The 23,394-nt window shown below is 51.6% G+C and carries 31 protein-coding genes; 11 read left to right on the forward strand and 20 right to left on the reverse strand.

The genetic code is table 11. The features are described from left to right. The first annotated feature begins 455 nt into the window (after positions 1-455). Both E3E26_RS10815 and E3E26_RS10820 read left to right on the forward strand, forming a co-directional pair. Complete coding sequence (locus E3E26_RS10815) at positions 456-1,196, forward strand: hypothetical protein (RefSeq protein WP_167901324.1); 741 nt, start codon at positions 456-458, stop codon at positions 1,194-1,196. Between the two features lies 1 nt (position 1,197). Continuing rightward, complete coding sequence (locus E3E26_RS10820; protein WP_167901325.1) at positions 1,198-1,578, forward strand: hypothetical protein; 381 nt, start codon at positions 1,198-1,200, stop codon at positions 1,576-1,578. 430 nt (positions 1,579-2,008) lie between these two features. On the opposite strand, the gene E3E26_RS10825 is transcribed toward E3E26_RS10820, so the two are convergent. Further along, positions 2,009-2,365: a DUF134 domain-containing protein gene (locus E3E26_RS10825; RefSeq protein WP_167901326.1), complete on the reverse strand. Its 357-nt coding sequence runs from the start codon at positions 2,363-2,365 to the stop codon at positions 2,009-2,011. Between the two features lie 106 nt (positions 2,366-2,471). On the opposite strand from E3E26_RS10825, the gene E3E26_RS10830 reads away from it, so the two are divergent. Beyond that, entirely contained in the window at positions 2,472-2,930 is a 459-nt protein-coding gene (locus tag E3E26_RS10830; protein ID WP_167901327.1) for a 6-carboxytetrahydropterin synthase, read from the forward strand. On the opposite strand, the gene E3E26_RS10835 is transcribed toward E3E26_RS10830, so the two are convergent. Then, positions 2,927-3,502: a hypothetical protein gene (locus E3E26_RS10835; RefSeq protein ID WP_167901328.1), complete on the reverse strand. Its 576-nt coding sequence runs from the start codon at positions 3,500-3,502 to the stop codon at positions 2,927-2,929. The genes E3E26_RS10830 and E3E26_RS10835 overlap by 4 nt on opposite strands. 56 nt (positions 3,503-3,558) lie before the next feature. Here E3E26_RS10835 and E3E26_RS10840 point away from each other — a divergent pair, with 56 nt between their 5' ends. Continuing rightward, positions 3,559-3,978 carry a PPC domain-containing DNA-binding protein gene (locus E3E26_RS10840; RefSeq protein ID WP_167901329.1) on the forward strand — a complete coding sequence of 140 codons (420 nt, stop codon included), beginning with the start codon at positions 3,559-3,561 and terminating at the stop codon, positions 3,976-3,978. Here E3E26_RS10840 and E3E26_RS10845 read toward each other — a convergent pair. The 4 genes from E3E26_RS10845 to E3E26_RS10860 form a co-directional block, all read right to left on the reverse strand. Beyond that, positions 3,975-4,436, reverse strand: coding sequence for a DUF998 domain-containing protein (locus E3E26_RS10845; RefSeq protein WP_255453749.1), 462 nt, complete (start codon positions 4,434-4,436; stop codon positions 3,975-3,977). The two genes, E3E26_RS10840 and E3E26_RS10845, sit on opposite strands and share 4 nt — an antisense overlap. A 162-nt stretch (positions 4,437-4,598) precedes the next feature. Beyond that, complete coding sequence (locus E3E26_RS10850) at positions 4,599-5,099, reverse strand: NifB/NifX family molybdenum-iron cluster-binding protein (protein WP_167901330.1); 501 nt, start codon at positions 5,097-5,099, stop codon at positions 4,599-4,601. A 55-nt stretch (positions 5,100-5,154) separates the two neighbouring features. Continuing rightward, positions 5,155-5,373, reverse strand: a complete 219-nt coding sequence (locus tag E3E26_RS10855; protein WP_167901331.1) for a hypothetical protein — start codon at positions 5,371-5,373, stop codon at positions 5,155-5,157. Positions 5,374-5,434: 61 nt separating this feature from the next. Next, a complete protein-coding gene (locus tag E3E26_RS10860; protein ID WP_167901360.1) occupies positions 5,435-6,064 on the reverse strand; it encodes a NifB/NifX family molybdenum-iron cluster-binding protein in 630 nt (209 codons plus the stop codon). Between the two features lie 122 nt (positions 6,065-6,186). On the opposite strand from E3E26_RS10860, the gene E3E26_RS10865 reads away from it, so the two are divergent. Both E3E26_RS10865 and E3E26_RS10870 read left to right on the forward strand, forming a co-directional pair. Next, entirely contained in the window at positions 6,187-6,924 is a 738-nt protein-coding gene (locus E3E26_RS10865) for a Rossmann-like domain-containing protein (protein WP_167901332.1), read from the forward strand. Next, complete coding sequence (locus E3E26_RS10870; RefSeq protein WP_167901333.1) at positions 6,921-7,589, forward strand: MBL fold metallo-hydrolase; 669 nt, start codon at positions 6,921-6,923, stop codon at positions 7,587-7,589. Before E3E26_RS10865 ends, E3E26_RS10870 begins: the two co-directional genes overlap by 4 nt. 50 nt (positions 7,590-7,639) lie before the next feature. Here the strand turns inward: E3E26_RS10870 and E3E26_RS10875 are convergent, their stop codons facing one another. The 6 genes from E3E26_RS10875 to E3E26_RS10900 form a co-directional block, all read right to left on the reverse strand. Then, complete coding sequence (locus E3E26_RS10875) at positions 7,640-8,086, reverse strand: hypothetical protein (protein ID WP_167901334.1); 447 nt, start codon at positions 8,084-8,086, stop codon at positions 7,640-7,642. Then, a complete protein-coding gene (gene feoB, locus E3E26_RS10880) occupies positions 8,086-10,101 on the reverse strand; it encodes a ferrous iron transport protein B (protein ID WP_167901335.1) in 2,016 nt (671 codons plus the stop codon). Before feoB ends, E3E26_RS10875 begins: the two co-directional genes overlap by 1 nt. Next, complete coding sequence (locus tag E3E26_RS10885) at positions 10,101-10,325, reverse strand: FeoA family protein (protein ID WP_167901336.1); 225 nt, start codon at positions 10,323-10,325, stop codon at positions 10,101-10,103. The genes feoB and E3E26_RS10885 overlap by 1 nt, the downstream gene beginning before the upstream one ends. Next, on the reverse strand, positions 10,326-10,538 hold the full coding sequence (locus tag E3E26_RS10890; protein WP_167901337.1) for a FeoA family protein: 213 nt from the start codon (positions 10,536-10,538) through the stop codon (positions 10,326-10,328). Positions 10,539-10,872: 334 nt separating this feature from the next. Beyond that, the gene (locus tag E3E26_RS10895) at positions 10,873-11,397 is read right to left on the reverse strand and encodes a DUF2250 domain-containing protein (protein WP_167901338.1); all 525 of its coding nucleotides are present in this window, start codon (positions 11,395-11,397) and stop codon (positions 10,873-10,875) included. Between the two features lie 382 nt (positions 11,398-11,779). Further along, the gene (locus tag E3E26_RS10900) at positions 11,780-12,187 is read right to left on the reverse strand and encodes a NifB/NifX family molybdenum-iron cluster-binding protein (RefSeq protein WP_167901339.1); all 408 of its coding nucleotides are present in this window, start codon (positions 12,185-12,187) and stop codon (positions 11,780-11,782) included. Positions 12,188-12,258: 71 nt separating this feature from the next. On the opposite strand from E3E26_RS10900, the gene E3E26_RS10905 reads away from it, so the two are divergent. The 4 genes from E3E26_RS10905 (at position 12,259) to E3E26_RS10920 (ending at position 16,164) form a co-directional block, all read left to right on the forward strand. Beyond that, entirely contained in the window at positions 12,259-13,128 is an 870-nt protein-coding gene (locus E3E26_RS10905) for a P-loop NTPase (protein WP_167901340.1), read from the forward strand. Continuing rightward, positions 13,128-14,015 (forward strand): P-loop NTPase, encoded by an 888-nt coding sequence (locus tag E3E26_RS10910; RefSeq protein WP_167901341.1) that lies wholly within the window; start codon positions 13,128-13,130, stop codon positions 14,013-14,015. The genes E3E26_RS10905 and E3E26_RS10910 overlap by 1 nt, the downstream gene beginning before the upstream one ends. 144 nt (positions 14,016-14,159) lie before the next feature. Continuing rightward, on the forward strand, positions 14,160-14,603 hold the full coding sequence (pfdA, locus tag E3E26_RS10915) for a prefoldin subunit alpha (RefSeq protein WP_167901342.1): 444 nt from the start codon (positions 14,160-14,162) through the stop codon (positions 14,601-14,603). A 94-nt stretch (positions 14,604-14,697) separates the two neighbouring features. Then, positions 14,698-16,164, forward strand: a complete 1,467-nt coding sequence (locus tag E3E26_RS10920) for a DUF2341 domain-containing protein (RefSeq protein ID WP_167901343.1) — start codon at positions 14,698-14,700, stop codon at positions 16,162-16,164. Here the strand turns inward: E3E26_RS10920 and E3E26_RS10925 are convergent. After that, positions 16,142-17,098: an SDR family oxidoreductase gene (locus E3E26_RS10925; protein WP_167901344.1), complete on the reverse strand. Its 957-nt coding sequence runs from the start codon at positions 17,096-17,098 to the stop codon at positions 16,142-16,144. The genes E3E26_RS10920 and E3E26_RS10925 overlap by 23 nt on opposite strands. Positions 17,099-17,232: 134 nt before the next feature. Here E3E26_RS10925 and E3E26_RS10930 point away from each other — a divergent pair, with 134 nt between their 5' ends. Further along, positions 17,233-18,252 carry an adenylosuccinate synthetase gene (locus E3E26_RS10930; protein ID WP_167901345.1) on the forward strand — a complete coding sequence of 340 codons (1,020 nt, stop codon included), beginning with the start codon at positions 17,233-17,235 and terminating at the stop codon, positions 18,250-18,252. Here the strand turns inward: E3E26_RS10930 and E3E26_RS10935 are convergent. The 7 genes from E3E26_RS10935 to E3E26_RS10965 form a co-directional block, all read right to left on the reverse strand. After that, entirely contained in the window at positions 18,200-19,042 is an 843-nt protein-coding gene (locus tag E3E26_RS10935) for an alpha/beta hydrolase (RefSeq protein ID WP_240911735.1), read from the reverse strand. The two genes, E3E26_RS10930 and E3E26_RS10935, sit on opposite strands and share 53 nt — an antisense overlap. A gap of 74 nt (positions 19,043-19,116) precedes the next feature. Further along, positions 19,117-19,773 (reverse strand): hypothetical protein, encoded by a 657-nt coding sequence (locus E3E26_RS10940; protein WP_167901346.1) that lies wholly within the window; start codon positions 19,771-19,773, stop codon positions 19,117-19,119. Between the two features lie 2 nt (positions 19,774-19,775). After that, entirely contained in the window at positions 19,776-20,069 is a 294-nt protein-coding gene (locus E3E26_RS10945) for an iron-sulfur cluster assembly protein (RefSeq protein ID WP_167901347.1), read from the reverse strand. After that, positions 20,059-21,051 carry an ArsA family ATPase gene (locus E3E26_RS10950; protein ID WP_167901348.1) on the reverse strand — a complete coding sequence of 331 codons (993 nt, stop codon included), beginning with the start codon at positions 21,049-21,051 and terminating at the stop codon, positions 20,059-20,061. The genes E3E26_RS10945 and E3E26_RS10950 overlap by 11 nt, the downstream gene beginning before the upstream one ends. A gap of 9 nt (positions 21,052-21,060) precedes the next feature. Then, positions 21,061-21,294: a hypothetical protein gene (locus E3E26_RS10955; protein WP_167901361.1), complete on the reverse strand. Its 234-nt coding sequence runs from the start codon at positions 21,292-21,294 to the stop codon at positions 21,061-21,063. A 73-nt stretch (positions 21,295-21,367) separates the two neighbouring features. Continuing rightward, positions 21,368-23,068, reverse strand: a complete 1,701-nt coding sequence (locus E3E26_RS10960; RefSeq protein WP_167901349.1) for a carbon starvation protein A — start codon at positions 23,066-23,068, stop codon at positions 21,368-21,370. Positions 23,069-23,251: 183 nt separating this feature from the next. Beyond that, positions 23,252-23,394 (reverse strand): biotin/lipoyl-containing protein (locus E3E26_RS10965; RefSeq protein ID WP_167901350.1); only part of this gene is annotated, 143 nt, incomplete at its 5' end.

Here is a 23,394-nt window from a genome sequence, read left to right on the forward strand (position 1 = left end):
GCCCGATTGGGAGGGATAGTCTGGCTATATAGATATTTAGTTGTGTTATCTATTATCTTTCCTAAGTACATCATGATCATTTTATTTTTAGCTCATGGCAGCTGTAACTTTGTTTCGGAGCTGGGATGCAAATTGGAGAGTTTTTGACTCCTCCAACACCTTATACTCCACGGCAGATGATTATCACTTCAACCTGTCTTGGCATTTGTGTATTCAGTCCCATCCATATCCCCAGAATAACTGCCGTTTCAGATAGCACGGGCGGCCCTTAACTAAAACAAAGCTTTAAGCATGTAGGCGAGCCTCCCTATACAGTGCACTCATCGGCCGATCTATTTCTGCCTCATGTTAATGCTCAGGAATGTCCACGAATTTTAGATATAAGGTACATTATATGACAATTATGTATAGTGGTAAAATTAACAAAGTTTAAAAAGACAGGAACATTATTGGTCATGGGGAGAGATATGTGTGGAGCATATAATTTGACCAAACATGAAAGTCTCTATCTGAACCTTACCCCTTGGGCAGGAGATGATATATTGAAGCCCTTTCGATGGTACTACTCGAAACAGCTCAGAATTGGGGGATTAAATCCAAGAACCGCTGCCATTTTATTAACACGAGCAGAGACAGGAGCTGATACATATACCACAGCAATATACTTGAGTCATACTCTGAAAGCAAAGCTAACAAGTCTTCAGTCCATAGCATCATGGAAACGCCAAATAACCGCAGAGTACATAGTTAAAACTGTAAGAAAAACACCCAAATCACTAACGCAGGAGGGTATTTTGGATGTGATAAAATCCGGAGTGAAGAATGCAGTCAATAGACTCAGTGAGATTTCGATTGATAACGTAAAGTCAAAGGTGCCTCACTGGTTAATAAAAACACACATTTCTAAGGCACTTTCTGAGCATACTATAAGCTTGATAGAATGGACATCCGGCAACAGTCGGCATGATATTTATCTGCCGCTAGAGAATTTAACGATTGAGGTAAAATATGTTTGGGGGTACACCATAAATTACCGTGAGTATGCTGAGAGAAAAGGGGCCATCTATGTTATCGTGGGTGAAAATGTCTCATGGGAAAAACTCAAAAGAATAAGCGAAGCTAAAGGTATAAACTATATTTTGTATCGTGCAGATTACGGTAGATTCTTTTCAAATCTTAAGGATATGGGTGAGTGACATGGTGGGGGGTGGTACTGTAAGGTATGCTCACCTCGGGCCTCTTGCGAGGGAAATACTCATGACAAAACTCCAACAGGCCGTTCTCCATCGGAATATGGTTCAGCCATTTTTCAGAGAAAACCAGAAAAATGGATACCTAGAACTGGTGATCCCTACTAACTGTCTCTCTCCACTGGAGAAATACGTTTTAGAAGAGGCTGGTTATCCGAAAAAGCCTGTGAGGCTTGGGGATAGCATTATCAGGGCGTTTGTAATAAATGTCCACCGCGTCAAACAGAATGATCCGGAGCTGTCAAAGGAGATAATTGATATCTACAACAAACGTCTAGAAGAGAGTTGTGTCGGTCCGTGCTACAAATATGCGGATGACTACCTTTAATTGTAACCTAATATTCGGTTCGAGATAGCTGACCTATCCGGCACTGATTGTGGATTTTGCGAGATATTGAGGTTGCTGTGTACCGTCCTTCTGCCAATGTTCTGAATGGGTTCTTTTTGCCCAATAATTTCTTTCTGAAGGGGTAAATTTTTTGAAATTTTTACTATTTTAAAAAGTTGTATTTTTCTTGCAAAATTATTGTAATTAAAATGTATCAAAAATCGAATAAAAAATTTAATCTTTAAGATAGTTTAAATAACACTTTATAAATTTGTTTGATTTTATCTATTTCAAAAAGTAAAAATCTGCTGAAAAATTTGAGAGATCACTCGACACAAAAATTAGGCTTTCCTAAAAGAGGAAACAGGCATAAAACGCCCCCAATAATATGATACTCTAATAAAAGAAGGTTTTTCATCGAACAAACAGCTTATGGACCTTCTTCAGCAATGTCCTTTGGGATCTCGTTGCCCTGAGGGAGGATTATCAGCTCTCTGCCCTCAACCAGCATCTGAGCAACTTTCTTTCTGGCCGAGCTCAGGGCTCTCCAGACTGTTCCTCTTGAAACACCCATTCGCTTTCCGGCCTCCTCCTGGGTCAACCCCTCAAAATCAACCAGCCTCAGGGCTTCAAACTCCTCATAAGTCATGAAAATCGGTGGCTTGGGCTGTCCAAGGGGCGGCAGTGCAGGATAGAAATGTCTAACCTGAGGGATGAAGCCTATCATCCTCATCTTTCTTCTTCTGCCCCTTCCTCTTCCCCAACCGCGTCCCATTCCCATCGGCATGATTATCAGTAGCCTTAAGGTAGCTTGGTTTATAGGTTTTCCTATCCCCCAAAGCCGCTCAGTAATTGTTATAACTAATTTGCTCTACTCAGAAGTGGTGAGAAAAATGGGATTTCGTTTAACTGAGAGAAAGATTGGCTGGCACAAGGACTTCGATAGCTCGCACTTTCTCGCTCTTCCCTATGGAAGCAAGTGCCTCAGAATTCACGGCCACACCTACAACGTTGACGTGGAGATATGGGGCGACGTCAACGAAAGCGGCATGATATTCGACTTCAACCACCTCAGCAATCTCATTAAGCTCCTGGACCACAGGATTCTTGTGAGTGAGGAGTGGGTTGTAGAAAGAAAAGACGGTCTGATAGTTATCGAAAAGAACGGCAAGCGTCTGGAGCTTCCCGAGAACGAAGCAGTCGTCCTTGATAAGCCCAACGTTACCGCGGAGTACATAGCCGAGTGGTTCGCGGAGAGGATAACTGAAAAAGCCGGGGACAACGTGAGAAAGATAAGAGTGAAAATCTGGGAAGATCCGAGGAGCTACGCAGAAGTAACACTGGAGCGTTAACAGGGATTCTTTCTTTTCTTCTCCGGCACGGGTGTCTCGATACCGCATTTTTCCCTCAGGTCTCTGAGGTGTTTTGCCGCCGTTGCTGCCAGCTCCTGGAAATACTCCTCCGGAAACGTTTCCTTTGCTTCGAGCGTTAGGCTGTGAATCAGCGTGAGGTACGCGTTGGCCATGTCACAGTCTTCGGATTCTGCTATGTGTGGCATCATGTCCACCAAGTAACCTAGGAAGTTGTGAAAGATGTTGAGCCAGTCTCTCTCATAACCGTTCTCAATCAGCCAGCCCTTTAGGGTTATGAAGATTTTCACCGACGGAATGATTACCTCCCGTTCACCGTACCTGCGGTACCTTATGAGCAGATACTGGAGGAGCGATATAATGAATCTTCCAACTATTGCTCTCTCGCCACCGTTTTCTTCAACGAACCTCTGGAACTCCAGTAGGCCCTTGCCATCGCTTTTTTCAAACTTGGTGAGAAGTGGAGTGTAGGGAGTGGCGTACTGGGAGAAATCAACATCCTTTAACTCAGGAATCTCAGGGAATATCTTTACGACAGCTTCTTTAATGTTCATTCTCTCACCCAAACTATTAAATCCTGCTTGTCTTATTAGTTTTGGGGGTGATAGTTATGAGATTCTCAAGGGGGAGGAATTTTCTGTTCAGGGTTCCTGAGGGCAAGGAACTGCTGAGCTTCATCAACGAATTTGCGAGAAAAAATAACGTTTTAATTGGGACGGTGAGTGCCATTGGAAGTCTCAGGAATCCCAAAATTGGCTACTTTGTGGAAACGGAAGGGCGGTACAAAGTTATTGAGCTGAAAGGCATCTACGAGCTCGTTTCACTCTCTGGGAACATAAGCCTTAAGGATGATGAACCCTTCGTCCACATCCACGTCGCACTCGGCGATTCGGAGGGGAGGCTCTGGGGCGGTCATCTCGTTGAAGGGGAAGTCTTTGTCGCGGAGGTTCACATCCAAGAGCTCCTAGGCGAGCCGCTTGAGAGGAAGCCCCAGGAGAGTGGGCTGGCACTGTGGGACGAAGAGTCTTAATTTTTCCTCTGCTTTTCTGTTTTGTAGAATTTTGCCCATAGCACTGTGTAGTGCCAGATTATAATCCCAAAAATTCCAATGAACTCTGCGATGGCCACACCTTCGAAATTCCTGAAGGCCCATCTCGCCAGAATCCACGCGACCACAAAGACGGTAACTGTAAAAATTCCGATATCCCCTCTTCCCTCAAGCCAGAGGCCGAGGCCGGCTATCAGAAGTCCTATGCTACCTGTTATGAAGAAACCCCAGCTGACGTAGTAGTGCGGATCTGTTCCCTCGGGAAAGAGGCCGATTCCAATCAGAAATAGGAGAGCGACAATGAATACTCCGGCTCCTACCTTCTCTACTACGTTTCCGAGCTCGCTGAAGAGGCCGATCGTGTAGTATGTGCCCAAAATCGCAGTTGCAATGAGCGCAAGGTTCATCACCCAGTTGTAAGGTAACCCAACTTTTTCCAAGGTTGCTTATGGCGTTCTCGGTAATCCGCCACAAGAGCGGTTGATGTATGCGGCAGCCCCTATACCTGCGAAGGCCACCACAGGGGCAAGGAGCCCGGAAACCAGTTCGAAACGGTTCAAAGTCCCACCCAATAAAAAATAGGCAAAAGTGATTTTAAACTTTCACCAGCCGCCCCTGCCACGACCGTAGCCGCCTCCACCGCGGCCTCTTCCCATTTCACCGCCGGCTCCTCTTCCGCGGCCCATTCCTCTGCCCATGCCGCCACCGCGGCCGTAACCGGCTCCGTAGCCGCCTCCCATTCCACCGCCTTCGGGGCCCATGGTGGCGCCCGAAAGCTCGCCGCGGAGGAAGGCCTCAACGGCCTCGCGGACGGTCATGTTTGCCGGTGCCGAAACCATCCTTATCCCTGCTGCCTGAAGGACGCCGTAGGAATTCGGCCCGAACTGGCCGGCTATGACGACCTCTGCCCCCTGGTCAATGGCGAACTGTGCCGCCGTGACCCCGGCCCCCCTTGGCTGGGAGTAACCTGGGTTTGGAAGAACCTGAACGCCGGTTATCGCGCCGTTCTCGACGTCTACTATCGTGAAGGTCGGAGTCCTTCCAAAAGCGGGGTTCACCCCGTCATCAAGGCCCCCGTTAACCGTTGACACGATTATCCTCATCACTACCACCTCCGCTGAAATTAGGAAAACCGAACTTAAAAAAGTTTGCATAAGCTCAGAATGGCCTGAACCAGGTTCTCGGGCGCGGCCTGATAAACTCCCTGATTATGAGGAGCACCAGCAGGCCGAGGGCGTACGGGAGAGCCACCAGGAAAAGCTTGATCAGGAAGTAGAGTATACCTATTAGTATCAGCAGCTCAATGATTCCGTAGGCCCCTCCGAGCGAATAGAACCCGCGTCCCCTTCCATAACCTCTTCCCATCCCTCGTGGCATATGCTTTACCTCCTTTATAATTCATGATTCAAAATAAAAGGGCAAGAAGCCAGAAGGGGCGTCACCACCAGCCGAAGAACCTGGCGAGCCACGTCCTCCTGCTTGGCTGGCCGGTCCATGGGCAGTAGCCGAGCCTCGCTCCCCAGCCTCTGCCTCCTCTGCCCCATCCACGGCCCCAACTGCGTCCTCTTCCCCAGCCGCCACCGCGGCCCCAGCCCCTGCCCCATCCGGGGCCGTAGCCGTAGGCCGGGTACAGCGGGTAAGCCGGTGTAGTCGGGTACGGGCCGTATGCTGGGGCGGGAGTCGTTGGGGTCCCCGGGGCCACCGGTGCAGCCGGTACTGGTGCTGTGAACTGCCCGACGCTTCCGCTGGTGACTGCTTTTATGGCCTCCTCAACCGGAGTTCCAGGGGCGACCTGGTAGAGCCTTATGCCCGCCGCCTGTATTGCCCCGAGGGCGTTCGGACCGACCTGCGGTGCTACTATTGCCTCAACTCCCTCGTTGATGAGTGTCTGAACTGCCATTGGGCCGGCTCCGCCGCCAGCCATGGCCGCTCCGTTCTGGATGACCTTCTCGCTGGTTACGTTTCCCTTCTCGTCAACGTCCGCTATGTAGAACGCAGGGGCGCGCGCGAACACCGGGGCGACGGTATCGTTGAGCCCCCCTCCGTTGGTTGGGATTGCGATCCTCATACCAACCACCTCCATTTTCTCCTTCATTATTTTGTGCATATGCACAAGATTTAAAGTTTTCGGTTCACCTAACTATCGATGAGCATTTAAGGATGAGCGCCTAACACCGAGGGGTGTGAGGAATGCTGCTCGGAGAGATCAAGAGGAAGACACTGCCGCTTACGGATGGCCTTGAACTGGTTGACTTCGGCTTCGCACTGCCATACACGTGGGTCCTTGTCGAAGGGCCGGAAGGTAGAGCACTGGGGGTCGCGATGACCCTTCCAGAAGAGGTACAGCGCTACACGAACTCCGTGACGGAGCCTTCTATTGAGGCGTTCATCGAGAGGGCCGACAGCCTGAACGTCATAGAGAGAACCCTAGGTTTGGCTGCCATCAACGCGGTCTCGCAGTACCACATCGACCTGAGCAACGCGGAGTGGGCCGACGTCCTTGAGTTATTGCCCGAAGATGTGGGTAAAATCGCCATGATAGGCAACATGCCGCCGCTGGCGAGGACACTCCGGGAGAGGGACTTCAACGTATTCGTCTTCGAGAGGAACGCCAAGCTCTGGGATAAGGACACCTACAGCGACGCCCTGGAGTACCATCTTTTACCGGAGATGGACGCGGTCATAGCGAGCGCCACGTGCCTGGTTAACGGCACGATAGACATGCTTATCGACAGGGCGAAGAAGGCGAGGCTCTTCGTATTGACAGGGCCAACAGGTCAGCTTCTCCCGGAGTTCCTGAGCGGGACGCGCGTCACGCACCTCGCCGCGATGAAGGTGGTTGACATCGAGAGGGCCCTCCTTGGCCTCAAGCTCGGCTCCTTCAGGGGCTTTGAGGAGGGGAATAAGAAGTACGTGGTGGAGGTGTGAGCACGAGGCTCATAATCCTGAACGACAACGCCCCCTCGAAGGGCCTCCTCAACGACTGGGGCTGGAGCCTCCTGGTTGAAGGGAATTACCGCTTCCTCTTTGACGCCGGTATGAACCCGCTCGTTCTGGCCCACAACTCAAAAGCCCTGGGAGCTTCCCTGAAGGGATTGGACTTCGTGGTTCTGAGCCACTGGCACGGCGACCACTGCGGCGGCTTTCCCTACATAGCGGAGCTTAACCCCGGGATTCCACTCTATGCACCCCCGGGAAACAAAGCCCTCGCGATGCGCTGGGGCTTTGATGCCATGGAGGTGCTGAAGGCCGGGGAGATCGTCCCCGGAATCTGGACTTCCGGCCCGCTGGACGGCTTTGAGCAGGCGGCTGGCGTGGAGACCCCTTCCGGATTGGTTGTCATCGTCGGCTGTTCCCATCCGGGCGTGGACAGGCTCACAGGGGCCGTTCTTGAGGTTTCCGGCTACAAAAAAGCCCACCTCGTCATGGGCAGCTTCCACTATCCCTCTCCGGGAACGCTGGACAAACTCGCTGCCATGGCCGAGTTCATAGCCCCTGCCCACTGCTCTGGAAACTTGGCCAAGGCGTATGTGAGGAAGAGGTACCCGGGGAAGTTCGTGGAAGTAAAGACGGGGAGCGTTCTGGAGGTCTAGCTCATTCAACAAAAAATAAAAAGGCGGTGATGTCCCCGTGGCGTGGAAGCTCAGGCCTTCACTTTCAGGGGTTCCTTTGAGACGTCCTTGACGGGGGAATAAGCCACGAGTGAGAGCAGGCCCAGCACGAAGTACGTGGTTACGTCGTCCATTGGGCTCCAGCCGACGAAGTCTTCACTGTGGAGCAGGTATGCCTCGATGGCATCCGCCCCCATGACGAGCACTGCCAGGACGGCGAAGCCGATGCCCAGGAGCGCACCCACGTAGAGGTAGGAGACGCTTCTGGGGTCGTTTTCAATGGCCCTCTTGAGCCCCGTGAGGTAAACCGCACTTATCGTGAACAGGGCGAAGGCCACGAAGAGATCTCCCGTTGGAACCCCGATAGCTTTTATTTCCTTTCCAAAGTAGGCGAGCGCCTCGATTACCCCTCCGATGAGGTAGAGGACGCCGAAGATTCCCGTCAGCCATTTGACCTGCTCCAGACTTATCTCGCCCATCAGAGCACACCCCCTATCCCGACTATGGCCAGGGCGACGATGTACGCGAGAATTATCTCGTAGACCACCGCGAAGAGCGCCCACTTCCAACCCGCTTCCTGCTTTATGACGGCTATTGTGGCAACACAGGGCACGTATATCAGCGAGAACGCCATGAAGGCGTAGGCGGTCACTGGATTAAATGTCCCGCTTGCCGCTATTGCATTGGAAACGGCGTGCACATCGTCCCCAACGCCGTAGAGCACTCCAAGTGTTCCAACAACAACCTCCTTTGCTATGAAGCCGAAGAACAGCGCTACTGCCCCCCTCCAGTCCCAGCCCATCGGGCTGAAGAGCGGCTGGAGGGCGTGTCCAAGCGCTGCCACCCATGACTTCGCAAGCACTGCCCCGTTCTCAAGGGCCTCAGAGCCAAGGTATCCGCTTGGTCCGGTGACGGAGAGTAACCAGACCACAACAACGCCGGCAAAGATGACAGTTCCGGCCTTCTTGAGGAATTTCTCTGTCCTCGTCCAGGTCGTCCCGAGGATGACTCTCCAGTTGGGCCTGTTGTAGGGCGGAAGCTCCATGATGAAGTAGGATGGCTCACCCTTGAAGAGGAGCTTTCTGAAGAGCCATGCTATTACAAGGGCAAGCGCTATGCCAAGGAGGTACATACTCGTTATCACAGTCCCCTCCCTTCCGGCGAAGAACGCCCCCGCGAAAACGGCATATATCGGCAGCCTCGCGGGGCAGGACATCAGTGGGTTCACGAGTATCGTCAGTAGCCTGTCCTTCTCGTCTTCCAGAGTTCTCGTCGCCATTATAGCCGGGACGTTGCAGCCGAAGCCCATTATCATCGGTATCACGGACTTGCCGTGAAGGCCGAAGCGGTGCATGACCCTGTCCATAACGAAGGCCGCCCTGGCCATGTAGCCGCTGTCCTCAAGCCACGAGAACGCGAGGAACAGGAACGCTATCGGCGGAAGGAACACTAGGACGCTGCCGAGACCTGCTATGATGCCGTCCCTCAGGAGAGAAGCTAATGCATCGTTCGCAACGTGGGTACCAACGGCATCCCCAAGCCAGCCGAAGAACCAGTCTATTATGTCGCTGAATGGTGCCGAAACGTCGAAGGTGAACTTGAAGACGACCCACATCAGGCTGATGAAAATGGGGATTCCAAGGTACTTGTGGGTGAAGACCTCGTCCAGCATGTCGCTGAAAGTCATCCTCTCCTCCTTCTTCACGATGGCTTTCTTGACTATTTCCCCTATCACCCCGTAGCGCTCGTCTGCCAGCGCAAGCTCAACGTCCCCGTACTTCTTATGAAGCTCCTCGGAGACCTCTATAAGCTCCCGCAGGATATCGTCCCTCGTTCTGCTTTCTTCGACTATCCCCTTTGCCTCATCATCGCCCTCGAGGAGCTTTATGGCGAGCCACCTCGGGTTGTACCTCCTCGACAGTTCCTCGTCCCTCTCAATAACCCTCGTGAGGCGCTCGGTGTAGGCCTCGAAGTTCGGGTACTCAACCGGGCGCGGCTTTCTCTCCAGGGCCTCGACGATCTTTGCTTTGAGCTCCTCGATGCCCTTTCCCTCGGCCGCCACCATCGGGACGACCGGAACGCCGAGGGCATCTTCGAGCTTCTTTGGGTCTATCTTGTAGCCCTTCTCCTTGGCGAGGTCCATCTTGTTCAGCGCAACGACGACGTTCGCCCCAATCTCGAGGAGCTGGAGGGTGAGATAGAGGTTGCGCTGAAGGTTTGAGGCGTCAACTATGTCCACCACGAGGTCCGGTTTCTCCCTGACTATGAAGTCCCTCGCTATCTTCTCGTCGATGGAATATGCCGTCAGAGCGTAAACACCCGGCAGATCCACCACATGAAACTTCTTTCCGCCGTGCTCGAACTCCCCTTCCTTCTTTTCCACAGTGACACCCGGCCAGTTGCCAACGTGCTGCTTCAGGCCAGTTAAGGCGTTAAAAATCGTGGTCTTTCCAACGTTGGGGTTTCCTATTAGTGCTATTAAGGTGCCCTCCATCATTCCACCTCCACGAGGATTTTCATTGCCATACCCCTTCCTATCGCCACCTGTGTGTCTCCGCTCGCCACGACAAGGGGGCCGGCCATCTGGTTCCTAACGACCTTAACCTCCCTTCCAGGGCCAAAACCCATCGCTGTAAGCCTCACGAGAACTCCATGGCCGCCAGTTATCCTGACGATCCTCCCCCTTGCCCCCTCGTCAAGAAATGCGAGCGGGACCATTCACTCCACCTCTATGAACTTTGCTTCTTCAAGCCTCAGGGAAAGCTTATAGCCGCGTACTTCAACCTCTATTGGGTCTCCGAGGGGAGCCCTCTTCAGAACTTTCAGCTCGGTACCTCTGCTGAGGCCCATCGCTGCGAAGCGGGCCTTTGGCCCCCCGGTTATCTCCTTAACTCGAACCTTCTTTCCCGGTTCCGCTTCACTCAGCCGCATCCCCCTCACCCCCATGTATGTATTTGTACGTTTTGATTAGGTTTCCCTAACAACTTCAGAGTAGGCTAACCTAACATCCCCTTAAATAATTTTCTGTTTGTAAAAGAATACCTGAATGTTTGAAAAGTGTAAAATTCGATTAGACTAACCTAACCGAAACGCTCCGAAATGTACAACATGGGGCAACTAAAATTAATAATGCATGGATCCAAAACAGAACCAAAGGATCTCGAAATCGGAAATGGAGTCACAAATCTGTCCCGTTTTAAATTTCCGTGCATATGCACGAATTAGAGTTTAAAAACTTTGTGGATTGCACTCCAAAAATACCCAATCAAATTCCCAGAAACTCCACCAGCAGTTTGAAAAACTTCGTCTTCCTCCCGCTGGGGGTGATAAAACCGTGCAGGAGGAGTTCTTCTCTTACTTCTTTTTTTCTCATCTCCTTTGGCAAGGTCTCGAAGCTTCTCGTGTCTTTGAGGGCCCGAACAACCTTCCAGCCATCGGGGAGGAGCAAGTTGAAGTACTCTTTAAGCCACTTTTCATCAATCGAGCGGACGAAGAGTTCCCCCTTCCGCGAGAGACGGTAGTAGGTGTGGTGCTTGTGAACCTCGAAGGCCTTCTTGAAGCGCGCCCTGCTCCTTTTTATCGCGCTTCCGGAATCGCGCTCGATCAGACCCGCTTCCATAAGATCCTTTATCGCGGTTTCTACCGTCTGAAGTGGTAGCTCGCTCATCCTCGCCATCATCTTGGCGTAATCCACCCCTGCCCTCTTCAGGTGGGCCAAGACGTAGAGGTGAACCGGGAGCAAATCGTGGTAAAAACCTCCGCGTTCTCCCCGCGTACTCCTGCCACTCATAGCCGACCCCCTCCTCAAGGGCTTTTACCTCCTCACCTATAAACCTCACTACCGCGAGCCAGTAGACGAAAGGCAGACCTAGCATGAAGCCACCGATAACGAGCGAGAAGCCGGGAAGGATGAGGAATCCCCAGATTGAGTATATCGGGTGCCGGACCTTGGAATAAGGGCCGGTCGTGAGGAGCTTCCCCTTGGAGTAAGCCCTTGAAACCTGAAGGTAGCAGAGGAGCCAGAGAACTACTCCAACGCTCAAAAGGGCAACCCCTATACTGGGGAGCTGGAGAAAAGATTGGGAGAGCTTTGAGTTTAGATAAAATGCGAGGAGCGCGTAGGGGACCGCGAAAAACGAGACCTTCAGCTCAATCCCCCAAAAGCGCATCGCTTACTCCTCTATCGGGGGCTTCTCGGCCTTCTTTTCCTGCACCTGCTCCCAGAGGTCATCGAAGTTCTCGGCAACCCTCTGGAGGGCGAGCTTTAGGTCCCTCGTTCTCGTGAAGAAGGCCACCTTGTCGCTCTGGTCTCTTATCCTTAGAAAGTTCGGCCCCATTCTAAAGGCAGCCAGAACGTCAACGTCCATGAGCTGACCAACTATCGCCCTGAACTTCCTCGGGTCGCCGTGTCCTTCGTCGTGCTCCTCCATATCCTTGGCTTTGTTGTCCCTTTTCTCAAGGAGCTTAATGCTCCCATTCTCACAAACCTCGTATATTGCAAAGAACTCAGAATCGCCGTAGTGGGCATCTATGAGCGTCTCATCATTCTCCATCCCAAAGGCAACCTTCAGGCACTTCATCTACACCACCGTGTGAGCATATGCACAAAGCTTAAAAACTTTTAGATTAGCCTAATTCTGGAGGTGAGGTAATGCAGATCGCAGTGAGCGGAGGAAAAGGTGGAACCGGAAAATCCACCATTGCGATAAATCTCGCGATAGCCCTTAGAGAGCACTTTGATCTTGTTCTGGCCGATTTGGATGTTGAGGCACCAAACGACCATCTGCTCCTTGGAGTTGAGCTCCAGAACGAGGAGCCCGTTGAGCTCTTCATGCCGCGCTTTGACTACTCCAAGTGCACCCGCTGCAGGAAGTGCGCGGAAGTTTGTGAGGAGCACGCGATAATAACCATGCGTGACGGAACTCCCTTCCTGATGCCCAACCTCTGCTCTGGCTGCGCCGCCTGTGAGATAGTCTGCCCAGTTCCCGGGGCGATACTTCCGGGGAAGAAGCTCATGGGCCACACATATCTAACGGAGACACCCTACGGCTTCCCGCTCGTTACGGGCAGGCTTTTGGAGGGCGAGGAGAGGGCCATGCCCATCGTTTCAAGAGCGAAGAAGAGGGCCCAAAGCTTAAATAAGGAGCTCCTGCTCGTTGACACTGCCGCCGGAACGAGCAATACCGTTTCGAAGGCACTTGAAGATTCTAAGCTCATCATAGCCGTTACCGAACCGACACCGCTCGGGCTTCATGACAGCGAACTTATCCTCCGGCTGGCTCAGCTCATGGACATTCCGGCTATGATAATCGTTAACCGCTCCGATCTGAGCGACGTTGGAAAGGTCAGGGAAATTGCCGAGCGCTACAGCGCCGAGATAATAGCCGAGATCCCCTACAGCGAGAACGTCATACGAAGCTACGTGGAAGGAAGGCCGATAGTTCTGAGCGACTATCCTGAGGCCCAAATTTTCAGGAAGATTGCCGAGAGGGTTGTCGAGTTCATCGGAGGTGGTGAGTGATGCAGCTCGTCATAGCGAGCGGTAAGGGCGGCGTCGGAAAGAGCACCGTAACTGCTTCGCTCCTCTACCTTCTAAAGGATGAATACGACTTCGTGGCGGTGGATGCGGACGCAGATGCGCCGAACCTCGACCTCCTTCTCGGCGTCGAGCGCTGGGAAGATGAGAGGGGGCTGGTTGGCGCCAAGGTTGCTCGTATAAATACGGGGAGCTGCATCCGCTGCGGCATCTGTCAGGAACGCTGCCCCTACGACTGTATCAAGGTCATTGACGGCGACTACGTCGTGAGTGAGCTCACCTGTGAAGGCTGCAACGTCTGCGGTCTGGTCTGTCCGGTTCCAGGAACCATAACCCTCGAGGAAGTCCGCTCTGGGGTAATAAGGAAGACCACCACGAAGTACGGCTTCCCGCTAATCTCCGCCCAGCTCGACGTCGGCAGGCCCAACAGCGGCAAGCTCGTAACCGAGGAGAAGGAGTGGGCGAAGAGCCTGATGAAGGAGCTTGGCCTTAAGCACATGATAGTGGACAGCGCAGCTGGAATAGGCTGTCAGGTTATAGCGAGCATCGGCGGTGCAGATTTGACAATACTCATTGCCGAGCCGACGCCAGCCTCCCTCAGCGATGTTCAGAGGGCTTATAGGGTCGTTCAGCACTTCAGGCAGCCGGCTTACCTCATAATCAACAAGGCCGACTTCAACCCGGGATTTAAAGCCCTCCACGAGTGGGCAGAGAGCGAGGGAATCCCGATACTCGGCGAGGTTCCCTACGACAGGGCGGTACCGAAGAGCATGGGGATGCTCAAGCCTGTTGTGGAGGCCTTTCCAGACTCAAAGGCATCCCAGGCGATAAAAGAAATTGCCGAGAGGGTTAAGGTTGAAATACTGAAATGAATCCACAGTTTCGGAATTCCCTCTTCCCATTTCTTATCCTTGTTAGAGCTCGTGCGTGGTCTGGTTCTGTAACCTTTCGTGGTTTGTGGCAAAGGCAACCCAAACCTTAAAAGCCTCCCATCCAAATCCAATCGGTGGTGCAAAATGGCGGAGAGAAACGAGCAGCTTGAAAGGCTCGCTTACGAGTATCAGCTCCTGCAGGCTCAGGCTCAGCTTTTAGCCCAGAACCTTGAGCTCCTAACCCTCGGAAGGAACGAGTTCCAGGCCGTTAAGGAGACCCTCGAGGAGCTCAAAAAGGTCGAGGAGGAGAAGCCAGAAATTCTGGTGCCCATCGGCGCGGGCTCCTTCCTGAAAGGCATGATAGTGGACAAGAACAGCGCGATAGTCAGCGTCGGTTCTGGCTATGCTATCGAGAAGAGCCTCGACGACGCTATAGGCTACCTAGATGCCAGAATAAAAGAGTATGACGAGGCAATAAGGAAGACGCAGGAGGCTCTGGCAAAGCTTGAGGGTCAGCTCCAGGAGCTTGCCCAGAAGGCACAGAAGCTCCAGCAGGAAGCTGCGATGGACTTCAGCGTGAAGAAGTGATATTTTCGAGCTTCTTCTCCCCCACTTTTGCGGGTTTGAAAAGCAAAATTGGGAGATAATATTTTAAACTTTTCCTGTCACAATGCATTTTAAGATGCAGAAGTTGAGATTGACATCAGCCGTGCTTACACTCATGCTTCTTCTGACGACGCTTGGGTTAGCTGTGCCTAGCATTAACGTTTCCGTACAGGAGATTGGTGTTGGTGCTCAGAAAGTAGTATCTCCTGTACTTCAGGGATCTATATGGTTCAATACGGGATTGACCAGTGGTGAGCTTGTATTCTCTAACGATCTGCCCGGGGGCACTAAGATTTATGTCATGTTATATGATTCCGGCGGGAATCTTCTGGCATATAACTACACCATCCAGCTAACGACTATCCTTTCGGCTGGCAGTGTTCTTAGGTATAGTTTGAATAATCCTGCCGGAGCTACGCGATCCCAGGTGAGTTATGCCCACGTTGTTGTGTTGTCTCCGGAATATGAGACAACTATTGTCTCAGGAAATATCCATGTCAACACACAGAAGTTGGGCCTTGGAGTTTCGGATACAACAAAATTCTGCACTCCAATAACGATAACGGAAAACAGCGGAAATACACTCTATAACTACAGCGTCGAGATTGTAATTGATGACTCTGCGACTACCAACCCCGAACTATGGAAACTTGACTGGAATATCGTGAATGGAAGCAACCTCTATTTCACAGATGACAACGACAGGCCTTTGTACTTCTGGATTCAGCAGCTTGATACAAACAACAGGATTGCGGTTTTTTGGGTTAATATCCCATATCTGCCGGCTAATGGAAAAGTTGTGGTGTGTCTAAACTACGGTGTGTGGCCTAACCCTTACAATAAATATCAGGACTTATACAAGGTATTTCTGTTCGTTGATGACTTTAACACGTTTAATCCAGATGCCTGGGATAGTAACAGCCAGGTTACAGTGAACAACGGAATATTGACTCTTAATGGGGGTCAGTGGGTATGGACAAAGCAGAATTTTGGAGAACATTATGCTGTCCATATGTTGGCATATCTCGGTTACGAGAATGGCACACAATTTAAAAATGCTCCAAACACAGCGAAAAGATATTACTCCCTTGGACCATTCATTATGGGGTATATCTCCCCTTCTGATGTTGCATACTCCGAAGGAATAGGTGGGAGATATGGTGGGATTTTCGTACAAGACGCAAAAGGAGAACTAACTTTCACTCTTCCCGATGATCCTGACTCGAATGGTTACTGGGACGCTTCCATATCAAGTCCCCAGTATACTTGGAACCAGTGGACATATCTAACGGTTACCCTTTACAACGGCAACTTGGTGTTTTACCAGAAAACCTCAGGCTGGAACTGGGGTAACATTAGTACTTATATTCAGATGTCAAGCTATACTGTTACCATATCTGGGGATGGAAGAATAGGTATAGGGCAGTGGAGCGGAGGTCCTAGTTATTACGGGTGGATAGTTGTTCGCAACTACGTTGACCCAGAACCCTCTGTCTCTGTCGGGTACTGGTACTATCAGCTCACGTTCTATCCTCGGACTTGACTGTTAGGTCACGCGCTTTGTTGTTCTTATACCACTCCACAGTCTTCTTCAGTCCATCCTCCAGTGTCCATTCCGGCTCAAAACCGAGTTTCCTAATCTCGCTTATGTCTGCCTGACTGTGTCTTATATCTCCCGGCCTTGGCTTGTCGAAGAGTATCGAGCTGGTGGCGTTGGTTATTTCAATTATTTTCATCGCCAGCTCAAGAATAGTTGTCTGCCTCCCAGTTGCGACGTTGAAGACCCTTCCATTGGCTTTTCTGCTCTCTGCAACCAGGATGTTGGCCCTGACAACGTCCTTGACATAGATGAAGTCTCTCGTCTGCTTTCCGTCGCCGAAGATTACGAGCGGCTCGTTCTTCAGCGCACGGTTGATGAAGATGCTTATAACCCCCGCGTACTGGTTGGCACTCTGCCTCGGGCCGAAGACGTTGAAGTAGCGCAGGGAAACTGCTGGTATCCCATAGAGCTCGTTGAAAACTCTAAGGTACTGCTCTGCCGTTAGCTTCGTGACGCCATAAGGAGAGAGTGGTTTCGGCGTTTCCATCTCTTTGAGCGGCAGATTCGGATTGTCGCCATAAACAGCGGCGGAAGATGCGAAAATCAGCTTTCCATGACCTTCCATCAGGGCTCTCAAAATGTTGAGCGTGCCTATAACGTTGACCTCTTCCGTGAAAATCGGGTCCCTAACGCTCTCGACGACGCTGACTTGGGCAGCCTCGTGAAAAACGTAATCGGCGTGGCTTATCAGCTCGGCTATCGATTCGTAGTCCCTGATGTCGGCCTGAACGAACTTCGCCGCCGGCGGAACGTTTTCCCTCTTTCCAGTGTGGAGGTTGTCGATGACGATTACCTCGTTATCTTTGCTTAGTTCCCAGGCAATATGGGAGCCGATGAAGCCTGCCCCTCCAGTAACCACGACCAGCTTGTTTCTCATCTCTCTACCCCCGTAAGTAGTGTTTGCCGTGGGTTTTAACCTTTTGCCGTCTCTTTCCGCGGGATTTTAACAGATTTTTGTCTAATTCGAAACTGTTATAAGGCCCCTATTGACTTAAACTTGGGTAAGGAGCCATGCCGAGCTACATAGTTGTTGGTGGTCAATGGGGAGATGAGGGCAAGGGCTCTCTTATAGCCTACCTGGCCCTAAAGGATGAGCCTCAAATCATAGCACGCGGCGGCGTTGGGACGAACGCGGGCCACAGCGTCTTCATCAACGGCAGGAAATACGCAGTCAGACAGCTCCCAACAGGCTTTATGCAGACTAAAGCTAGGCTTCTCGTCGGGGCTGGAGTTCTTGTTGACCCTGAGGTCTTTTTCCATGAGCTCGAACACCTGAAGGAGTTCAACGTTGCCGAAAGGGTTGGCATTGATTACCGTTGCGCCATTATAGAGCCAAGACACAAGGAGCGCGATAGAACGAGCAGCTATCTGCACGACAAAATCGGAACCACGGGTTCCGGCTGTGGACCGGCAAACGCTGATAGGGTCATGCGTATGGCAAAACAGGCGAAGGACATCAAGGAGCTGGAACCATATCTCACGGACGTTGCCCAAGAAATTAACGACGCGCTCGATGAAGGCAAGCTGGTTCTCATCGAGGGCACACAGGGCTTTGGACTGAGCCTCTACTATGGTACTTACCCCTACGTGACCTCGAAGGATACAACCGCTTCAGCCATAGCCAGCGACGTCGGAATCGGGCCTACGAAGGTCGACGATGTCATAGTCGTCTTCAAGAGCTTTCCGACGCGCGTTGGGGAAGGCCCGATTCCGACAGAGATGAGTGCTGAGGAAGCTGAGAGACTCGGTCTCGTCGAGTACGGCACTGTCACAGGAAGGCGCAGGCGCGTCGGCTGGTTCGACTTCGAGTTCGCGCGCTATTCGGCGAGGCTCAACGGGGCGACGATGCTGGCTATAACAATGCTCGACAAGTACGACAAAGAAGCCTTCGGCGTTACCGACTACGACAAGCTGCCAAGGAAGGCGAGGGAGTTCATAGAAGAAATAGAGGAAAGGGTCGGCGTTCCGGTTGGCATAATCAAGACTGGTCCTGAGCTTGAGCACGTGATTGATAGGAGAGATACTCTCTGATTCCCTTTTCTTCCTCTGCGTGTGCTACGAACCACTCAACTATCGTTCTGTGGAACTCATCCCCCCACTCTGGATCCTCGAATATCTCGTGGTAGGTCCCTTCAAACTCCTTCAAGGCCTTGTCCTTGGCCTTAAGCTTCTCGAAAAGCCTTCTCGCTCCTTCTGGTGGGGTTATGATGTCTCCCGTACCGACAATGAGCAGAATCGGCACCGCTATTTTTTCAGCCTCTTTGTGCGCCAGCTCCATGTTCTCGAAGATGCTCCTCCCGAGCTTTGCCGAAATCTTGTCATGGACGAGTTCATCTTTGATGTACCTCTCGACTGCATCGGGGTTTCTGGAGAGGAGCTTGGGATCGAGGCCGTTGCTCAGCGTTACCCCCGGCGCGATTTTTCCGAGGAACTTCGCGAGGGTGACCATGAATTCCGGCGTCTTTGGGCTCTTAGCGAGTGCTGGTGAGGAAGCGACGACTCCCCTTATCCTATCCGGCCTCGTTTCGGCGTAGCGGATTACGGTTAGACCGCCCATGCTATGGCCGAAGAGGAACGGTTTTTCTCCAATTTCCTCAATGATGCTGTCGATGATCTTCATAGCTTCCTCAACGCTCGTGTGTCCCCTTTTGCCGCCGCTCTTCCCGTGTCCTGGCCAGTCGAAGGTGTAGACGGCAAAGCCTGCCTCATTGAGCATCCCTATCAGCTGCTCGTATCTCCCGCTGTGCTCCCCTAATCCATGAACCAGAACAACCCATCCGATTCTTGGCTCACCGAACTTGGCTTTGTAAACATCAATCATAGCCACCGCCAGTTATAAAATTGGGAAAAGAAGAATTTAACATTTTCCAATGCCAGGATTCCGAAAACAAAGGGTTAAGAAGAAAATGGTCCTTCCTTCAGTTTTTCCTTGGCGAATTCTATGATCTTCTTGATGTCATCCTCTATCGTATCCGGTTCGGGCTTCATCAGCACATAGAACACGTTGGTCTTCGGCGTGAGCGAGATGTGCTTGATGTTTGTTGGCTTGGAGAGGTTCTCGACGAGATATTTAAGCAGTTCAACGTCGCGTCTCTTTTCGTAAAGTGCCTCGTACTTCTTGCCCGCTATCTCCACAATTTCCTTCTGAAGGAGTTCTTCGTCTTCAATCTTGGGCTTTATGCGGTAGTAGCCCTTCTGTATGAGGTGGGCCTCACGCTTTATTCTGGATTCCGGCTTTATTACAATGTAGAGCTTGTCGTGCCTGCTTGTGAGGAGAGCTATGGGGAAGTAGAGGATGCTCTGCCTCGGCAAAAGCGTCAGCGTGTACTCAAACTTCCTGATGTTGTCGCGGTTCACCTTGTAGTAAGCCCTGAAGCCGATGTAGCCGCCGAGCCAGACGTAGTCCTTGTCCTCGGGCTTAACAACATCCTCAATGCTTCTCAGGTAGTGCTGCATTATCTGGAGGTTCAGCTTTCTGCCTTTGAAGAACTGTATAGATGAAACGGCCGCAAGGACCATAATCGCCAGTATAAACCCGGACGTTATCTCCATGATTAGACCTCCTCGATCGGGTAATACCGCTGCAAAGTCATATCATCCACTATCTCAAAGTATCCCAACTTATCCTCTAAAACCTTTACCATGTCCTTAACAATTCTCGCCTGAAGCGGCCAGGTGATGGCCATGGCAAAAGGTTTGGGGGGAGTGTTCCTTGCGAAGGCCACGTAGATAGTGGTTTTGTCTTCTTCCGCGACTATTTTCGTGACGAGGCCTTCACTGACTATGTCCTGTTCCGTAAAGGGATTTTTAACTGTCCTCAGCAGTTCCAGTATCTCCTCAGGTCTCAAGCACCATACCTCCAAGCCTTTCGAGCCACTCCATCCCTCTGGGCTCTTCCGCGAACATGGGTATCTTCACGACGTCGATGCCCTTGAATTTCCTCTCGATCTCCTTTAAAACTCTCTCCTGAGCTTCAAGTTTGACCTTCAGCTCTGGTATGTCCTTCTCCAGCGTTATGACTTTGTTTATGACTATCATGTTGAAGGGCACCCCGAACTTCTTCAGGCTCTCGTAGGCTCTCTCCGTTTCGTAGAGCGGGAGCATCTCGGGGTTTATGACTGCGACGACACTCGTTCTGTTGGGGTCTGTTATGACCTTTTCGACGAAGGCAACCTCCTCACGGTAGGCCTTGAGCTCCTGCATGACTGCATCTTCTTCCTCTTCCTTGGGCAGGGTGAACTCCTCGCCATCAATCACGAACTTCTGCTCTCCCTGTATCTTGGCTATCGCGCGCCTTCTCTCGAGGATCTTTCTCCTTATCTCTATCAGCTTGTTCGCCCAGATGAGGGAGATTTTCGGTAAAGCGAGAACCCTCAAGGTTAGGCCAGTTGGCGGTGTATCAAACACTATCACGTCCCACTCCTTTCCTTCGACCAGTATCTCTCTCACGGCCTCCAGCGTTGCATACTCCTCTATGCCCGGCGAGTAGCTGAGAACCTCGAAGTACTTCTCCAGATTTATGACAGTCAGGTAGCGGTACATGTGCTTGAGGTTCTTCTCTAGGTGCTTAAGGTAGACCTTAATCAGTTTCTCCATGTCAAGCTCGCTGGCGTAGAGGTTTTCCATCAGCTTCTTGGGTTTGTCGTTCAGCTTTACCATGAACACATCGCCGAGGTTGTGGGCGGGGTCAAGCGATACGATGAGCGTTTTATATCCTTTCTTAGCCAGGGCAACGGCTAAAGAGGCGCTCGTCGTTGTTTTGCCAACGCCACCCTTTCCGATGACGAATATCGTCCTGAAATCCTCTTTTGGAAGCAGGTACTCCCTCATGCTCTCACCTCAGTCTATGTCGAACATTCCAGCAACTTCCGCGAAGATGTCATCCAGGTCAACGGCTCTCTGCTGCATGACGTGCATCTCTCTCACCATGTGAGGCATCAGCCTTATGACGAGCGTCGTCGGTGGTGATGGGATTCCCACGAAGGCCCCCATTAGTACCAGTGCGAAGACATTCTCAAGCTCCCTCAGCTCGAACTCTATATACTCCGTTGACTGCTGTCTGAACGACTCCATAAAACCCCTGAGAAACTGCTTTATCGGCTCCAATGGTTTTCACCTCCAAAAACAAAATAAAAAAGGAAAGGGTTCAAGCGGCGGTGTACTCCTCGGCCGGCTTCTTCCAGGCGGCGTACCAGTCGACGACGAGGAGCAGGTTGAGGAGCAGGCCGACGATGGTGATAAGGGACACCCAGAATCCAGGCTTGATGACGACAAGGAACCAGACAAGTGCTGCCGTCACTGTAATCCACAGGAAGAGCGCGGGGATGACTACTGCCCACTTCCATGCTCCCTCTGGCCTCTGAACCTTTGCAACCCACAGGGAAGCTGTCATCATCGCAATACTTGCCAGCATCTGGTTCATACCGCTGAAAGCCGGCCAGATGATAAGCCAGCTTCCACCCCAGGCCATGTAGATACCGAAAATGGCAAGGATTACTGATGCGACCCACTTGTTCTTGAGGATTTCGGGTCCGTGGACCATCTCCATGATCTCTTGCCAGGCGAACCTGCCAAGCCTGGTGGCAGTGTCGAGGGTCGTGAGAGCGAAAGCCGAGACCCAGAGGCTGGCGAAGACTGCGCCGGTCTTGAATGGGATTCCAAATGCATCTTCAAGACCGTAGGCGTAGCTCTTGGCGAAGATTCCGACCTTTATTCCGTTCTTGACGACCTGGATGGCATACTGCTGCCCCCAGTTGTTGACGTCAACAGGGATGTTCATGGTCTGGAAGACCTGGAGTCCGTATATGGCGATGGAAGCTATGACGATGGTTGAGAGGAAGCCCTCGGTGAACATACCGCCGTAGCCGACCATAAGGCCGTGAAGCTCATTGTCAAGCTGCTTGGATGTGGTACCAGAACCGACAATGGAGTGGAATCCACTAAGCGCACCGCACGCGATGACGAGCGGTATTGTTGGCCAGAACGGCGATGGCTTGCCACCGACGACGTTGGCAGACCAGGTGGTGAAGGCTGGGGCTGTAAAGGTTCCAACACCCTTAAGGCCGACAACTATGAACGCCAGACCACCAAGGATAAGGCCAAACCACAGGATATAGGCGTTCAGGTAGTCTCTCGGCTGGAGCAGAATCCAGACCGGCAGTGAGGAGGCCACGATGATGTAAAGTCCAAGAACGATGTACCAGGTCTGCTTGCTGGCGACTATCGGGAACTGGAAGCCAATCCATATTGCTATGATGAGAAGTACTATTCCGATGATTGTACCGACTTTAAAGTCTATCTGCACTTTGTAGAGGAGGTATCCGAGGATCACAGCAACTACCAGGAAGAGCAGCGAGGCTGTCGCAGCTTCTGGAGTTCCAACGAAAATTCCGGATATAACTGCTGCGAATGCTGCTATTACAAGTACCAGAGCGAACCAAACGTAAAGCTCAAAGGCCATGCTGGTTCTCTTGCTCATGAGCTTTCCGGCAATCCACTGGATGGACTTACCATCGTAGCGTACCGATGACATTAATGCCAGATAGTCATGGACAGCACCGATGAAGACGTTTCCGAACCAGACCCACAGGAGTCCTGGCAACCATCCCCAGGCCATTGCCACGGCTGGACCGACGATAGGTCCTGCACCTGCTATTGAAGCGAAGTGGTGGCCGTAGAGAACCATTGGGTGTGCCGGGACGTAGTCAACGCCGTCGTAAAGCCTGTGTGCCGGGGTGGGTCTGTTGGGATCGGCCTTGACGACCTTACTCTGTAGCTTTCTTCCATAGGCCATGTACATCACAACGTATATGGCAGCCGCTATCAATATTATTACAGCGGAGTTCATGGTTGCACCTCCGAGGAAGTTTTCGCAGTAGTGTAAAATTGTGTTCATATAAATGCTTTTCGGCAATGGGCTGAAAATTTTTCGCTTTTCAACTAAAAGTTAGAAACACTGCCCCTGTTTCTGAGAAAAAAACCTTTAGGCGGAATGACTATGAAAAATGGGGGAAGGAGAAGTCTTTTTCACTCACTGAAGTTCGATTAGTGGTTGTCCGGTGTCGACGGTTTGGCCTTCTTTGATGAGGATTTTCTTTACTACTCCGTCTTTTGGTGCTGGGATTTCGTTTTCCATTTTCATTGCCTCGAGGATGAGTAGTCCTTGGCCGGTTT

This window comes from Thermococcus sp. LS1 (assembly GCF_012027395.1).
Taxonomy (GTDB): domain Archaea; phylum Methanobacteriota_B; class Thermococci; order Thermococcales; family Thermococcaceae; genus Thermococcus.